The following is a 14978-nucleotide window of genomic DNA, read 5'->3' as shown; positions in this document are numbered from 1 at the left end:
GGTTTGGGGCGGGGTCTTTGCCCAGCGAGCGGGGGTCCGAAGGACGGGTGCCGGCAGGTGGACGAGTGCTTTTTAGGCGGTGATTTCAGCGCTTTGACTCGAAGCTCATGCAGCACTCATCGGCAGCGGCATGGATCCTCGGGTCAAGCCCGAGGATGACGGAGGGTGGGGAGAGGCGCCGGCAAGAGGCGCGACGTCGGGCGTCGTTTCCCATTTCCCTCAATCCTTCGAGGTCAACCTCGCTGTCTCGGCCCGGTCTGTTATCACGCCGGCGATCGCGTCGATCGGGTCCCGATCAGGCGATACGTCTGCGAGCTCATCGGCGACCTTGCCGGTCAATGTCAGCACCTTGTCGCAAAGCTCGTTCACGCGGCGGCGCAACAGCGGAGTGCCGACGCCGGCTTCTGCCGCAAAGGCCTTCCAGCCCTCGGCATCCATTTCGGCCAGCGTGGCGCGCTTGCCTAGTCTCATCGCCAGCCTTGGCGACAGTTCCGGATAGATTACGGTGGAGAGGAGGTCATAGAGTTTTGCCAGCCGCGGGCCTTGGCTATCGTAAAGGATGGAGAAGTTCTTGCCGTGGGCATCGGCATTTCCGGCGATCAGGTTGAAGATGGCCGCGTCCAGCAGCTTCAGCACATCGACAGCCGGCCTTGCCGAGATCCGTCTTATGAGATCGAAGCAATCCTTGAAGGTTGGCCCGCCTTCACTCGCATATTTCGTTTCCGGCGGTACGCTGAGTGCCTGGCAGAAATCTTCCTGATGGATGCGATGAACCAGGCCGCCGGCACCGCGCACGCGGTCATATCGTTCGACCAGCAGGAACGGGCGTCCCTGCACATATCTCGGTTCGACGGCTGCGACATCGAGCCCGATGGCCGCCGCAAGCCTCATCACGAAAGCTTCGTTCTCGGTCGTCGCCTTGAAGCGGGCTATCGGTGGCTTCAGAATATGGGTTGTGGCCTGACCGGGCAGGGGAAGCCCGATCCGGCCATCGACCAGAACAACCGGCAGTTTGGATTGCGCGCCGGCGAGCGACAGTCTGAGGCCCTCCTCACCGGCCAGGAGAGGCCGCACGGGCAGCGCCTCCAACACGGCAACGATGCCTGCTTCGTCCAAAGGCACGGGCTGGCGATCGTCAGTCGGCCCTGTCTCGGCCGGTGCCTCACCTTCGGCAAGCAGTTGCAGCGCACCGGCGACATCGCCGCCCAGGTGATCGAGAAGCGCAAAGTCATTGGCGGGAGACACGCCCAAGGCCCGTGCTGCGGCCAGGCGCTGGCTTTCCTCGGGCAGCAGGCCGCCGAAAAACGGTCGGCATTCCCGGCGGGTAAATCGCTCCTGTCGTTTCGGCAGAGAGGCCGAGAGCGGCAGCGTTTTGTCATCGTCAAGCCAGGCTCGCGCATAGACAAAGCCGATATCGCCGTCTCTGTCCTGCGTGAATTGACCGACAATGCGGCCGTCCCACCAGACGTTGAGAAGCCTTGATGTCATTGCCTGCGCTCGCCGGGAGCCAGAATGTCGAGGGAGCATCCAAGCGTTTGCAGAACCTGCAGGACTTTGCCTATCTGCGCCGTGGGCTTGCCGGCTTCGAGGTCGACGATAAAACGAAGCCCGACGCCGGCAACGCCGGCAAGCTCGTCCTGCCGCAGGTTTTGCTCCTTGCGGGTGCTTCGAACCAGGGCGCCGATGTCGGCTGGACTCTGTATGTGTTTCGCCATGATTTTTCCCGATCGGGAAAATATAGCGAATGTAGAGACGGTGTCCAGGGAAATTTACCGATCGGGATTATTTGGAGAAGCGGGAAGGGTTGAGGGTGTGAAATTTCCCGTTCGGTAAAATTAGTGGCGGGTTGTTGGGCGGGTCAAGCCCGAGGATGACGGAGGGTGGGACTCCGGGCTAGAGGCGGGACGCCTGCAGCATTAAAAGTGTGCGGTGATTTTGGCTGGGGTTGCGCAAAACAGAGGACCGAAATCCCAACGAAACCGCTCCACATCTGCGCTGCTTGCCGCATCGGCTTCCCCACTCTCCGTCATCCTCGGGCTTGACCCGAGGATCCATGCTGCGAGCACTGTGCTGGCCGTCGGCACCGGGAACGGCAGGAGTATCCATCGAAGAACATATGCGCGCCGAGTGCTGCGTGTGGATGCTCGGGTCAAGCCCGAGCATGACGGAGAGTGGGGTGGGGCTTCGGCTAAAACGGCAGCGGGCATGGATCCTCGGCTCAAGGCCGAGGATGACGGAGAGGGGGGAGCGTTCCTGCCAAACCCACCGCCGGGCACCCAAGCGCGCCGCCTGCCGCCGAAGCCGGCCGCCGGGCGCCCAACCTCCGCCGACCGCACTCACACGCCCCCGTCACGCCGCCGCTCCGCCCCCGCCGCGATCGTCTGCACCAGCTCATCCACCTCCCGCGCCAGCCGCTCCAGCGGCAAGCCGACGAAGCGGCCTTCGAGGCTGATGCTGACGACGCCGTGGACGGCGCCGAAGAGGGTGCGGGCGCGGATGGCGCGGTCTTGCGCGGGCATGTCGGGCTGCAGTTCGGCCAGCGGTTCGGCGATCACATCCATCAGGAAGAGGTGCTCGTCGAGATGCCATTGCGGCGTCGGGCTCGATTCCGGCGGGAAGTGCTCGAACAGCGCCTTCCAGAGGTTCCGGTGCTCGACGGCGAAGCTCAAGTAGCCCTGCGCCAGGTTGCGCAGCCGGTCGGTGGGCGGCTTGTCGCGGGTCTCGGGCAGGGTGAGCCTTGCCTCCAGCGCCTTCAGCGTGGCGGAGTTGACGTGGATGACGAGCTCGGCGAGGTCGGAAAAGACCGTGTAGAGGCCGCCGAGCGCGCAGCCGGCATCCTGGGTGATGTCGCGGGCTCGGAGATTTGCCAGCCCGTCTCTGGCGATCCGTTCGCGCGCCGCCTCGATCAGCCGGGCCTTCAGGTCTTCGCGTTTTTCTTCTCGTCTGCCGGCCATTAACCATTCCACTTCGATTTTTGAACGTCGTTCAAAATTTATCTTGAACGACGTTCATGATTCTGCCATAACACCTCTCGTGAACAACGTTCATAAACCGGAGGAAGGAAATGTTCAAACTGATTTCCATTTTGTTGCGGGGCAGGGCGCATGATGCCGAGCAGGCTTTCGCCGATCGCCACGCCGTGCCGCTGCTTTCCCAGCAGATCCGCGATGCCGCCCAATCGATCCAGTCGGCCCGCCGCAGTGTCGCGGTCGCCATCGCCCAGAACGAGCAGGAAAAGGTGCAGCACGGGGCGATCGTTGCCCGCATCGCCGATTTGGAGAGCCGCGCTTCCGCAGCACTCACCAAGGGCAATGAGGGCCTGGCCCGCGAGGCGGCAGAGGCGATCGCCTATCTTGAAGCCGAGCGCGATGCGTCCGAGAAGGCGCAGAGCCAGTTCACCCTAGCGATCGACAAGCTGAAGGGCATCGTCCGGGCTTCGGAGGCAAGGCTGCAGGAGCTGCAGCGCGGCGAGCGGCTGGCCCGTGCCACGCAGGAGGCGCAGAAGCTCGATGTCGTCGTTGCCGGCCCGGGCCTGGCGACGCTCGACGATGCCGAGGAGACGCTGGCCCGCCTTCGCCTGCGCCAGAGCCAGAATGAGCTGACGGCCGCAGCCCTGAAGGACATGGAAGGCGCCATCCGCCCGGCCGGCATCATCGAGAAGCTTGCCAATGCCGGCTTCGGCGCGCCGCGGCACTCCTCCGCCGATGATGTGCTGGCGCGGCTGAAGAGCCGCATCACGCCTGCCGCTTAAGATTGCATCCATCCAACCATTCATCCATCGAACATCAAGGACCAAGACAATGAACGACAGTTTCCAGAAACATTCCGCAAGCTGGGTCAGCTTCTCCTACATCTCCTTCGGCTCGGCCGCCTTCATGCTGGCGCTCGGCCTCTACATGATGCCGCTCGATCTCTGGGGCAAAGGCTATCTCGCCATGGGCATTCTGATGCTGGTGCAGACCACGGTGAATATCACCAAGACGCTGCGCGACAACGCCGAATCCGAGAAGCTGATCCGCAAGGTCGAGGATGCCCGCACCGAGAAGCTGCTCGTCAAGTTCAATCGTAGCGATGAAGATTGATCTTGGTTAACCACAGCGCAGAGTTGTTGACGCATTCAACTTTTGCGTAACAACTCTGTGGCCTTCTCTGCGAGCCGAAAGAGGAACCCTGCCGTGCAACACAATCTGATGACCTCAAGGAAATTCGCGCCGCTGTTCTGGACCCAGTTCCTCACGGCCTTCAACGACAATTTCCTCAAGAACACTCTGGTGTTCCTCATTCTCTTCAAAATGTCGGCCAGTGAAGGCGCCGCCTTGGTGACGCTCGCCGGCGTCATCCTCATCGTGCCCTTCCTGCTGCTCTCCGCACTTGGCGGCGAACTCGCCGACAAGCATGACAAGGCAAAGATCGCCGAACTGTTGAAACGCTGCGAGATCGCGGTCGCCGCTCTTGCGGTGGTCGGTCTGGCGTTTTCTTCCATCTTTGTGCTGATGGCGGCGCTGTTCGGCTTCGGTGTCGTCTCAGCACTGTTCGGGCCGATCAAATACGGAATCCTGCCCGATCATCTCGAGCGCCGCGACCTGCCGAAGGCCAATGCCTGGATCGAGGGCGGCACCTTCATCGCCATCCTCGCCGGCACGATCATCGCCGCTGTCGCATTCTCTGGCGGCGACAATGTGCTGATCTTCGGCACGATGATGATGGGGCTTTCGGTGATCTGCTGGCTGGCAGCCCGCATGATCCCGCCCACCGGCTCCAAGGCGCCGGATCTTCAGATCGACCGCAATGTCATCCGCTCCAGCTACACCCTGGTCATGGAAATCCGCCAGGACAAGCGCCTGTGGCGTTCGGCGCTGATGAATTGCTGGTTCTGGCTGGTCGGCGCCTTCGTTCTCTCCATCCTGCCGACCATGGTGACCGAGCTGCTCGGCGGCTCCGAGCTCGTCGTTCCGGCCTATCTCACCGTCTTTGCCATCGCCGTCGCGGTCGGCTCGGCGATTGCCGCCTGGATGTCGTCCGGCCGCATCGTGCTGTTGCCGGCCCCTGTCGGCACGGCGCTCCTTGGCCTCTTCAGCCTCGATCTCGCCTGGAACCTCTGGGGCCTGGCTTCGGTGAGCCACGCAACGACGATCGCCACCTTCTTTGCCGGTGAGAATACCATCCGTGTCGCCATCGATCTCGCCGGCATGGCGATAGCAGGCGCCTTCATCGCCGTTCCCACCTTCGCCGCCCTGCAGACCTGGGCGCATGAGGATCGCCGCGCCCGCGTCATCGGCGCCGCCAATGTGCTCTCGGCGCTGTTCATCACTGTCGGCCTCGGCCTCGTTGCCGCCGTCCAGGCAATGGGCGCTTCCATTCCGCAGATCCTGATCGGCCTCGGCATCATCAATTTCGCCGTCGCCTGGCTGATGCTGAAGACGCTGCCGACCAATCCCTTCCGCGATTTCATCTCGATCCTGTTCCGCGCCTTCATGCGCCTCGAGGTCGAGGGCCTTGAGAATATCAAGAAGGCCGGCCGCGCGCCGATCATCGCGCTCAACCATGTCAGCCTGCTCGACGGCGCGCTGGCGCTTGCGATCACCGAGGAAGAGCCGACCTTTGCCGTCGATTACAAGATTGCCCAGGCCTGGTGGGTGCGGCCCTTCTTGAAGATGTGCAAATTCCTGCCGCTCGACCCGACAAAGCCGATGGCGACGCGTTCGTTGATCAAAGTGGTGCAGGACGGTAACCCGATCGGCATCTTCCCCGAGGGACGGCTGACGGTGACCGGCACGCTGATGAAGGTCTATGATGGCGCCGCCATGGTCGCCGACAAGACCGGCTCGATGGTCGTGCCGGTGAAGATCGACGGGCTGGAGAAGAGCTATCTCTCCTATCTCGACAACGGCAAGATCCGCCGCCGGCTGTTCCCCAAGGTCAAGGTCACCATTCTCGATCCGGTGAAGCTCGACGTGCCGCCGGAGCTGAAAGGCCGCAAGCGCCGCACGGCGGCAGGTGCTGCCCTCTATCAGGTGATGTCGAACCTGCTGTTCCAGACCGCCGATACCTCGTCGACAGTGCTCGACCGCGTCATCCAGGCCGGCCACGAATTCGGCATGAAGAAACTTGCCGTCGAAGATCCGGTCACCGGAAGGCTGACCTATGGCAAGCTGCTGACCGGGGCGGCCGTGCTCGGCGCCAAATTCCGCACGATGTTCCCGGAGAACAACCTCGGCGTCATGCTGCCGAATGCCAATGGCGCTGCCGCCACCCTTTTGGGCGTGATGACGGCAGGCAAGGTGCCGGCCATGCTGAACTTCACGGCGGGTGCCGCCAATATCCTCTCCGCCTGCAAGGCCGCTGAGGTCAAACATGTGCTGACCTCGCGCGCCTTCGTCACCCAGGCGAAACTCGCCCCCGTGATCGCAGAGATGGAAAAGCAGGTGACGATCGTCTGGCTCGATGATCTCAGGGCCGAAATCTCACTCAAGGACAAGATTTTCGGGTTTCTCAGGAAGGCGCGGCCGCTGGTGAAGCGTAAGCCGGATGATCCGGCCGTCATTCTCTTCACCTCGGGCTCCGAGGGCACGCCGAAGGGCGTGGTGTTGACCCACCGCAATATCCTGTCGAACGCCGCCCAGGCAGCCGCCCGCATCGATTTCCACAGCGGCGACAAGGTGTTCAACATCCTGCCGGTGTTCCATTCCTTCGGGCTGACGGCCGGCACGGTGTTGCCGCTGATTTCGGGCGTGCCGGTCTATTTCTATCCCTCGCCGCTGCATTACCGCATCGTGCCGGAGCTGATCTATGCCTCCAACGCCACGATCATCTTCGGCACCGATACCTTCCTCAACGGTTATTCCAGGACGGCGCATCCTTACGACTTCCGCTCGATCCGCTATATCTTCTCCGGCGCCGAGCCGGTGAAGGCCGCAACCCGCCAGACCTATATGGAAAAATTCGGCCTGCGCATCCTGGAAGGTTATGGCGTCACCGAGACAGCACCGGTCATTTCGATCAACACGCCGATGTACAACAAATCAGGCACCGTCGGCAAAATCCTGCCGGGCATGGAATGGAAGCTCGAACCGGTGCCCGGCATCGATGAGGGCGGCCGGCTACATGTGCGCGGCGCCAATGTCATGGCCGGTTACCTCCGCGCCGAAAAGCCAGGCGTGCTCGAGCCGCTGGTCGATGGCTGGCACGACACCGGTGACATCGTCACCATCGACGAGGACGGTTTCGTCAAGATCCGCGGCCGCGCCAAGCGCTTCGCCAAGATCGGTGGCGAAATGATCTCGCTCGCCGCCGTCGAGACGCTCGCCGCCGAGCTCTGGCCGGGCGCCCTCTCGGTCGTCTCCTCGCTGCCCGACGCCAAGAAGGGCGAGCGGCTGGTGCTGCTCACCGACGCGCCGACAGCCACCCGCGCCGAATTCCTCGCCTTCGCCAAATCCAGGGGCGCGATGGACATGATAGTGCCGGCCGAAGTCAATATCGGCAAGGTGCCGGTGCTGGGTTCGGGTAAGGTGGATTTCGTTGCGGCGCGCAAGCTGGCGGAAAGTGCGGTGCGGGCGGGGGAGGCGGCGTAGGCGTGGCTTGGCAGGCGCCAGGCGCAAACCGGAGAATTGTTGCAGGCGCGTTGCAAGACCCCTCCCCAACCCCTCCCCACAAGGGGGAGGGGCTTAACATGCGGCTCTCGTCGTGCGCCCTATTGAACGTCGACTGTGCGGCTGGTCTATTTGTTTGTGAGGCGGGTGCCACAGCTTAGCCCCTCCCCCTTGTGGGGAGGGGTTGGGGAGGGGTCTTGAGACGGGCGCCGGTGATAGTTCAAGAGGAAACCGATATGGCCAAAATCGATGTCTTCGACGGGCACAATGACGCGGTGCAATTCATCGCGGAATACACCTCTTCCGGCCGGGATTTTTTGGTGAGATCGGAAAGCGGGCATCTCGATCTGCCGAGGGCGCGCGAGGGCGGCCTGGTTGGCGGGTTGTTTGCGCTGCATGCGGCTCCGGAGCGCCAGCCGGAAAATGATCTGATCATTACCGAGAATGGCTACGAGGTTATATATGCCGAGACCGTCGATCCGCTCTATGCCCGCCAGCAGATCGATGCACAGCGTCTGGCGCTCGAAACATTGATCCGCCGCTCCGGCGGTCGGATGCGCATGGCGGTTGATGTCGATGAGATTACGGCCGCCAGAGCCGAGGCGGCCTTTGCCGTCGTGCTTCATATGGAAGGGGCCGAAGCGGTGGATGGCGAATTCGACTATCTCCATCGGCTGCATGCGGCGGGCTTGCGGTCGCTGGGGCCGGTCTGGAGTCGCCCGAACATGTTCGGCTACGGCGTTCCCTTCGCCTTTCCGAGGTCGCCGGACACGGGTCCCGGGCTGACCGACATCGGCAAGGAGTTGGTCATGACCTGCAATGCGCTCGGAATCATGATCGACCTTGCGCATCTCAACGAACGGGGATTCTGGGATGTGGCGGCATTGAGCCAAGCCCCTCTCGTCGCCACCCATGCCTGCGCCCACGCCATCTGCCCCTCCACCCGAAATCTCACCGACAGGCAGCTCGACGCGATCCGCGATACTGACGGCGTGGTCGGCTTCAACCTCTCGGTCAATGACGTCCGCGCCGATGGCCACCTGAATGACGATACGTCGCTCGATGCCGTCGCTCGCCATATCGACTATCTCGTCAACCGCGTCGGCGAAGACAGGGTCGCCCTCGGATCGGATTTCGACGGTGCCGTGATCCCCCGCCGGATCAAGGACGCCAGCGGCTTGCCGCATCTGTTCGAAGCGATGCGCAACAGCGGCTTCGACACGCAGACCCTGTCGAAATTCGGCTTCGACAACTGGCTGCGTATATTCGCGCTGACCTGGAAGAACAGCCGGTCATTGTGAAGCGCCACCGAAGCTATTGTGATGCTTGAAAGCGGTCAGGTCAGTTGCCTATAGTGCCACCAGCTCGGCGTCATCCTCGGCCCTGTGCCGAGGATCTGCCACGTATCAACCGGCAGTAGATGCCCGGGACGAGCCCGAGCATGACGAAAGAGCAGTTGCGCCTGTCTTCGCCTGTCCGACAAACCGTCCGTTACTTCTGTTCGGGCGCCAAAAACTCTGCGCAATAGGACGGGCCGTTGACGCCGGGGATGTCGGCGACGGTGCGGATGTCTCGGATCGTGTAATCGGAGTTGGTGGTGATTTCGGCCTGGCAGCGCAGATAGGCGGTGCGCGCGGACGCGATCTGCTTGCCGCGCTTGCCATCGGCGCCTTCGGCATATTTCGCCGGAATGCGCACGGTCTTGTAGCCGCCGCGCCAGGTATAGACGGTGCTCGAGCCCTGCTCGCTGTCGCTGATCGGCGGCCCGTAGGCGGCAAAGAAGACGCCGGCCGATTTGCCGACCCAGCGGGCCTCGATCGGATTGCCGGCCGAAGGTATGGTGGTGCATCCGGCAAGCGCAATGGCAAGCCCGGCCGCGGTCATGATGCGGAAATTCATCGTGTCGTCCCTGATCTCTAGCGCATGGCTGGCAAGCCGCCCTCGTGAGCGGTTTCGCCTGTCCTGTCGTGCCCTTTAGCGCGGAACCCGGCAAAAGAAAATTGCCCCTTTGAGACTTCCGTTCGATTTGCGGCAGGTGTGGCTTTTTGCTGCAGCTGCCGACCTCCCGACCTGTCACAACCCCCGTCAAAAATTCCGCCGGCTTTTTGGAATTTGGTGCTTGTGCAACCAGATAGGCTGTTCTATAGAAGCGCCGCTGGTCACGGAGTGTAGCGCAGTCTGGTAGCGCACCACGTTCGGGACGTGGGGGTCGAGTGTTCGAATCACTCCACTCCGACCAGCTAGAACCCTTGCACCATAAGGGTTTTCACTCCCGAGCCGACTTCCCCGCGAAAGCTATTTCAAATCAACGGACCGATTGCGGACCGTTTGAAGCAGCGGACCGATTAAAAAAGCGTTCGCTGCCTGCTGTTGGAAGTCCGGACTCGCATGCGCATACCCGTGACCGATTCCGCATTTGCTTCCGCGGAACTCCATTCGAAAAAAAGCCCCGCCTCTCGGCGGGGCCAGTCTATGGATCGCACAGGAGGAACGCCCGTGCTTTCCTGCCGATATAACAAAAAGCGGACCGGCTAGGTTCCGTCATTCCACGCCGACGATCAAAGAGGAGCCCCGCCGAAACGCAGCAATTGGAAAGGACGTATCGCACAGAAGAAGCTTGGCAAGCGGACGGCCCAGTATGGGGCCACCTCGCAAGGTTTTCTCTAAGACGCTAAGCTGTTATTGTACGAAACCGAACAAAAGCTACAACTCCACGTCACAATTTGTATTAGGCAGTCGGCCGCTCAGCGATCACTTGCTAACCCCAAGCATTATGTCTCCTATGCGTTGGGCGGCCACCTGCATGCTTCCCGGGACTGCCCTTCTACCGCTGGTAATACCAAAAGGACGCCCTGATCGTCCTTTGAGCAATGTGGCAACAGCGCATCGTCACGACTAAGCTGTACGAGTTCGCGTTTTGGAGCAGCGGCATGGAGCTGGTCGAGTACTGCCTGCACAAGCTTGGAGACTTTTTTTACAACACTTACTATTTGAATGGTCGGGCAATGGCGCTCAGTTTCGCCATTTCCATTGGCCTGGTTCTGACGGTTTTCGCGGTGGAACTCACCTATGTGGGGTTCGGCAATTCCGGGTTCCGTCGGGTTTTCTTCGAACGCAGCAAATCCACAATCACCGACATCGTCTATTTCGTCCTTCAGGCGACGGGTATGATTACGCTATTCGCGGCGCTCGCATCATTTGGTCTGTCCTATGCCATCACCAAAGCTGCTCAGAATGCCCCCCACCTGGACCTTGCCGGGAGGCTGCCAGGCTGGGCACATGTTCTCTTGTTCCTAGTGCTGTCAGACTTCTTGAGCTACTGGCAGCATCGGTTGATGCACCGGCTGCCCGTACTATGGCGGCTGCACGAATTTCACCACGCAGCCGAAGAGTTCAACGCGCTGACTTCGTCGCGGGAGCATCCGCTGGAGAAGGCCATAAATATGGCCATCATGGTCGTTCCGGCGCTGCTTATCGGCTTGCCAACGGCCGAATTCGCCTTCGTGACCATCACCTTTGGCGCCATTGGTCTGATCAAGCACAGTGCCATTCCCTGGCATGGCTGGTTTGGCAAATACGTGATCCAGTCACCACGCGACCACTTCATCCATCACTCCCGGGTGCGGGAACATCACGACAAGAATTTCGCCAATTATTTCCCGATCTGGGATCATTTGTTCGGTACCTATTACGAGGGCGATGCACACGGTGCAAAGCTCGGTCTGGACCGCGACTACTTCAACCAAACCGATCCGTTCCGCGAAAGCATCGCCACAGAAATCCGTTTCTTCCAACGCGCGGGGCAAGCTGCCAAGGCCACGTGCGGCATAAGCCCCATAAGCGGAAAACCTGCCTCGCCGCAGGGGCTGTCGGGCCCGGAAGAGCGCCGGTAGCGCAAAGCTCGCATCGCTCTGTTGTGATAAGCGGCTCCATGTGGCGCAGAACGTGCGTGTGACATCATCGCCAAACCCTGCCGCGTCCCTGACCGTCCTCGCGCCTTGCCCGCTGCAGATCAAAAAGAAGCCCCGCCGAAACGGGGCAATTTGGGAACGGACGGATCGCACAGGAAGGAAGAGTTGGCGTACGGCCCCGTCACGAGAGGGGGCACCTGTGCGATCCTTGTGACCTAACCCATAGATAGTCGGAAAAGTTCCTGTGCGGTTCCGCACCAAGCGCCCGCACCTGAAGGATTGATATCGGCACCTTGTTTCATTCGAATAAGAGCACATCTCGATGGAGTAAGCGTGGTCAGGAAAACAAATGGCCTACGAGCCGGATATGGCTATCGTCTTCGATAGCGTGGCAAAGGCGGTGATCGTCAGTTTCCGCGGCGTCACGGTCTATCTGCCGGGTCCTTACGTTGACCGAAAGGCGGCCGTCCTGACCGCCGAAGCGCATTGCCGCCGGCTTGGCTGGCGAGATTGATTGCGACTTATATCGACGATCCACAAAAGGCAGATATTTGTATTGTGAATCGCTCGTCCTTTCGCAATGAGCGCGCATGCCGAGGCAAAATGTGCTAAGGTCTCTGGCAGGTATCGAAAGTTCGCTACCGATTTCTCGTCGCTGATCGTCAACAATTTCAGCGGCTTATGTGCGGTTTTGTCATAAACGCACACTTCCTGGGGACCTATGGTCAAACCAACGACCGTCCCGTAGTTTTTTCACCAACTCACAGGCGTTTGGTTGACATCCAAGCTCCCCATGCGGAGCCGCTATGACTCAGATTGACCAATCGACTGTCGAAAATACCCTGCTGAAAATTTTGAGCGCGGACCGCTTCGCACGCCTGTCAGAAGGGATGGAGCGCGTCGACCTGCCATTACGGTACGTTCTTGTCGCTAACGACGTCCCAACCACGCATGTCTGCTTCTTGGAAAGAGGCTTGGGGTCCATGGTTGTCAGCAGCATCGACGACGAGGTGGTGGAAATTGGCCATATCGGGCGCGAAGGCGCATCCGGCATGCATGTCGTTCTGGCGGTAGAGACCACCCCCACGCGCACCTTCATGCAAGTCGCAGGGTCGGGAATTATGGTGCCGATGGAGACGTTTCAGCGCGCGCTCGCCGATGATCCCGAATTGAAGGATTTCTTCCTTCGCTATGTTCACACAACCGTGCTGCAACTCGCCCATTCGGCGCTTGCGAACGCCCGCTACAATATGCACGAACGGCTGGCTCGGTGGATCCTGATGTGCCACGACCGCCTTGAAGGCAACAACCTGGCAATTACCCATGAATTTCTGGCATTGATGCTCGGCGTCCGCCGTTCGGGCGTCACCAATGAACTACACGTCCTTGAGGGCGTCCACGCGATCCGATCGACCCGCGGAAATGTTAGAATTCTGGACAGGGAAAAATTGATCGAAATCGCCGGTGGCTGCTATGGAGTGCCGGAGCGCGAATACGAAAAGGTGCTGGGTCTTCCGCTCTGCGCCAGGTAGATTAGCCCACTCGCTTAACCGCTTCCGAAAAGGGCAACACGAGCAGGATATCGCCTGTTTCGTTTCTGATCTCGACGCTTCTTGACGCAATGTCATATCCGAGGAGCACGGCATTGCTCATCAATGCGCGAGCATCACGCACCGCTTCAACGCGAGCGGCGTCCAAATCAGCAAGCTCGGTTCCTTCCCAGTCGTCGAGCGATCCTGCTTCAGACAGAATGTTGAAGTAGAAGCGTGGCATTCGAAATCCTTCAAAGCCCGGCAGGATAAGTCACTTATTTTGCCGTTCCGCAGCGTTCAGATCAACAGTATCGGGCATGCTTTCGTCATCGCTGCCGATACCCTTACGGCCATTGTGCGCAACCGCACTGATAGTTGGCGGCGAGGAGCCAATGGATTAAATTTTAGCATGAGCTTGAACTCAAGATTAACCCGGAGCGGCGAGGCGTAGGAGGATGATATGATCGATTCCAATCTCTCGCTCCGGACGAAAGACGTGAACGTGCTTACGGAGGCTATTCGGACCTGGTACCGGCATAATCATGTCACACCGACGGAACGAGCAACGCAATTGCTCTGCAGCGCGGCTGCCGATCTTTATAGCCAAGGGCACAGGACGCCGGAGGAACTGGCTACGCTGCTGATCACGAGGTTTGACAGCCCTTATTCGCTGAAGATCAACGCAGCGACGTCCACTGCTCATCACTAAAGCATGTCAAGTGTGCAGCGGTTTTGCGACAACGACATGCGTAAAAACAAAGACCTAAAGCGCGACAAGCGAATCTGAAAGATCGCGACGCGCTTTAGCGATCGGTTTCATCCCTTGGCGGACCGTAGGCGCTCTCGGATTTTGGAGGCATCGAAATGCTTCAGTCCCTCATTACATTGTCCGATCAAGACATCGAAGTCGTCATCACTGCGGTTCGGCAGTGGTGTACAAAGAACCACTGTGAGATCGATAGCAACGAAGGCCGCCGCGCGCTGACCCTTGCCATCGATCTCGTTCAGAACTCCGCCCGAGACAGACTCCTCCAGAACTTGACGGAGCGCCTTGCCCCCCGGTCCGGTCAGATGGACGCGGAAACCTCCGGCCTAGCTAACCAGCAATGAGTGCCTCTAGATGAATATCGGGGCGGGACATCATTGAGCCCCGTAGCAATCGTCGCGCGGCCGGCGAAGCATCCTGCTCGCGAAATATCTGCGATTCGGTCGGCGGTGTCTTGGCAGCGTCGGTAACGATCATTCCGACCGGAACGCGGCGGGAAGATCAACAGCGACATCAAGCGGCTGGAAATGCCGCAAGTTTTCCGTGATGACAGTGAGGTCATAGGCGCGCGCGGTCGCCGCGATGATGAGATCGCCAAGCCCGGGATGACGGCCTTGGCTCTCGGCTTCATCTTCCAGAGCGCCGACGATGCGCGCGACAACCGTATCCATCGGCAATATCCGATCGCCGAAACTGTCGGTGATGACGTCCAGCCATGCCGAAAGGCGCTTTGCCCTCTCGATCCCGCCGCGACGGTGAAGGCTCCGCATTCCCTTCTCGATCTCCGCGACGGATAGAGCCGACAGAAACAGGCTATCGGCTACGCCCTGCTCATGAAACCATGCCCGCACCGGATCGGTCGGCGGCGCCTTGCCCGGCGCGAACTTCGAGATGATGTTCGTGTCGAGAAGATAGGCGGTCACAGATCGATATCGCGCATTTTCGAAGGGTTCCGCTCCAGCTCGACCCCGCCGGGAAACGTCAACAGGAAATCCCCGAAATTCGGCCGTGGCTTCTTCAAAGCCCTTTTCGCGGCCTCGGCCGCTTCGACCGACACAAGCACGGCAGCGGGCTTTCCGTGCCGCGTGATTGTCACGAACTCTCCGTTTGCCGCTTCATCCACCAGACCGGCGAAACCCGCCTTTGCCTCTGCCACGCTGATCGTCGACATTGCGGCCTC

At 60.5% G+C, this 14978-nt stretch carries 16 protein-coding genes and 1 tRNA gene; 10 read left to right on the top strand and 7 right to left on the bottom strand.

Going from position 1 to position 14978, the window contains the following annotated elements; all coding sequences use genetic code 11:
- Window positions 1-219: 219 nt before the first annotated feature.
- The 3 genes from GFM02_RS32075 to GFM02_RS32065 form a co-directional block, all read right to left on the bottom strand.
- A complete protein-coding gene (locus GFM02_RS32075) occupies window positions 220-1488 on the bottom strand; it encodes a type II toxin-antitoxin system HipA family toxin (RefSeq protein WP_168323920.1) in 1269 nt (422 codons plus the stop codon).
- Window positions 1485-1715, bottom strand: coding sequence for a helix-turn-helix transcriptional regulator (locus GFM02_RS32070; protein ID WP_128410944.1), 231 nt, complete (start codon window positions 1713-1715; stop codon window positions 1485-1487). Before GFM02_RS32070 ends, GFM02_RS32075 begins: the two co-directional genes overlap by 4 nt.
- 621 nt (window positions 1716-2336) lie before the next feature.
- A complete protein-coding gene (locus tag GFM02_RS32065; RefSeq protein WP_168323919.1) occupies window positions 2337-2954 on the bottom strand; it encodes a TetR/AcrR family transcriptional regulator in 618 nt (205 codons plus the stop codon).
- A 110-nt stretch (window positions 2955-3064) separates the two neighbouring features.
- On the opposite strand from GFM02_RS32065, the gene GFM02_RS32060 reads away from it, so the two are divergent.
- From GFM02_RS32060 to GFM02_RS32045, 4 genes are all read left to right on the top strand, one after another.
- Entirely contained in the window at window positions 3065-3751 is a 687-nt protein-coding gene (locus GFM02_RS32060; protein ID WP_168323918.1) for a PspA/IM30 family protein, read from the top strand.
- 49 nt (window positions 3752-3800) lie between these two features.
- The gene (locus tag GFM02_RS32055; protein WP_003569708.1) at window positions 3801-4082 is read left to right on the top strand and encodes a YiaA/YiaB family inner membrane protein; all 282 of its coding nucleotides are present in this window, start codon (window positions 3801-3803) and stop codon (window positions 4080-4082) included.
- Between the two features lie 93 nt (window positions 4083-4175).
- Window positions 4176-7571: an acyl-[ACP]--phospholipid O-acyltransferase gene (locus GFM02_RS32050; protein ID WP_168323917.1), complete on the top strand. Its 3396-nt coding sequence runs from the start codon at window positions 4176-4178 to the stop codon at window positions 7569-7571.
- Window positions 7572-7825: 254 nt separating this feature from the next.
- Window positions 7826-8890 carry a dipeptidase gene (locus tag GFM02_RS32045; RefSeq protein WP_168323916.1) on the top strand — a complete coding sequence of 355 codons (1065 nt, stop codon included), beginning with the start codon at window positions 7826-7828 and terminating at the stop codon, window positions 8888-8890.
- A gap of 190 nt (window positions 8891-9080) precedes the next feature.
- On the opposite strand, the gene GFM02_RS32040 is transcribed toward GFM02_RS32045, so the two are convergent.
- Complete coding sequence (locus tag GFM02_RS32040; RefSeq protein WP_168260269.1) at window positions 9081-9488, bottom strand: hypothetical protein; 408 nt, start codon at window positions 9486-9488, stop codon at window positions 9081-9083.
- A 263-nt stretch (window positions 9489-9751) separates the two neighbouring features.
- Between GFM02_RS32040 and GFM02_RS32035 the strand changes: the two genes are divergently transcribed.
- From GFM02_RS32035 to GFM02_RS32020, 4 genes are all read left to right on the top strand, one after another.
- Window positions 9752-9828 (top strand) — tRNA-Pro (locus GFM02_RS32035).
- Between the two features lie 691 nt (window positions 9829-10519).
- A complete protein-coding gene (locus GFM02_RS32030; RefSeq protein WP_168323915.1) occupies window positions 10520-11482 on the top strand; it encodes a sterol desaturase family protein in 963 nt (320 codons plus the stop codon).
- 367 nt (window positions 11483-11849) lie between these two features.
- Entirely contained in the window at window positions 11850-12014 is a 165-nt protein-coding gene (locus GFM02_RS32025) for a hypothetical protein (RefSeq protein WP_020048857.1), read from the top strand.
- A gap of 292 nt (window positions 12015-12306) precedes the next feature.
- Window positions 12307-13032: a Crp/Fnr family transcriptional regulator gene (locus GFM02_RS32020; protein WP_168323914.1), complete on the top strand. Its 726-nt coding sequence runs from the start codon at window positions 12307-12309 to the stop codon at window positions 13030-13032.
- A gap of 1 nt (window position 13033) precedes the next feature.
- On the opposite strand, the gene GFM02_RS32015 is transcribed toward GFM02_RS32020, so the two are convergent.
- Complete coding sequence (locus GFM02_RS32015) at window positions 13034-13273, bottom strand: DUF6894 family protein (protein WP_168323913.1); 240 nt, start codon at window positions 13271-13273, stop codon at window positions 13034-13036.
- Window positions 13274-13492: 219 nt separating this feature from the next.
- On the opposite strand from GFM02_RS32015, the gene GFM02_RS32010 reads away from it, so the two are divergent.
- Entirely contained in the window at window positions 13493-13741 is a 249-nt protein-coding gene (locus GFM02_RS32010) for a hypothetical protein (protein WP_168323912.1), read from the top strand.
- Between the two features lie 155 nt (window positions 13742-13896).
- Window positions 13897-14142, top strand: a complete 246-nt coding sequence (locus tag GFM02_RS32005) for a hypothetical protein (protein WP_168323911.1) — start codon at window positions 13897-13899, stop codon at window positions 14140-14142.
- Between the two features lie 129 nt (window positions 14143-14271).
- Here GFM02_RS32005 and GFM02_RS32000 read toward each other — a convergent pair whose 3' ends face one another.
- Complete coding sequence (locus GFM02_RS32000) at window positions 14272-14721, bottom strand: PIN domain-containing protein (RefSeq protein WP_168323910.1); 450 nt, start codon at window positions 14719-14721, stop codon at window positions 14272-14274.
- Window positions 14718-14969 carry a type II toxin-antitoxin system Phd/YefM family antitoxin gene (locus tag GFM02_RS31995; RefSeq protein ID WP_003546085.1) on the bottom strand — a complete coding sequence of 84 codons (252 nt, stop codon included), beginning with the start codon at window positions 14967-14969 and terminating at the stop codon, window positions 14718-14720. The genes GFM02_RS32000 and GFM02_RS31995 overlap by 4 nt, the downstream gene beginning before the upstream one ends.
- Between the last annotated feature and the right edge of the window lie 9 nt (window positions 14970-14978).

The organism is Rhizobium leguminosarum bv. viciae, from assembly GCF_012276115.1.
Classification (GTDB): domain Bacteria; phylum Pseudomonadota; class Alphaproteobacteria; order Rhizobiales; family Rhizobiaceae; genus Rhizobium; species Rhizobium leguminosarum_T.
The sequence above is the reverse complement of the archived record's forward strand: the minus strand, read 5'-3'. Positions and strand labels throughout refer to the sequence as shown.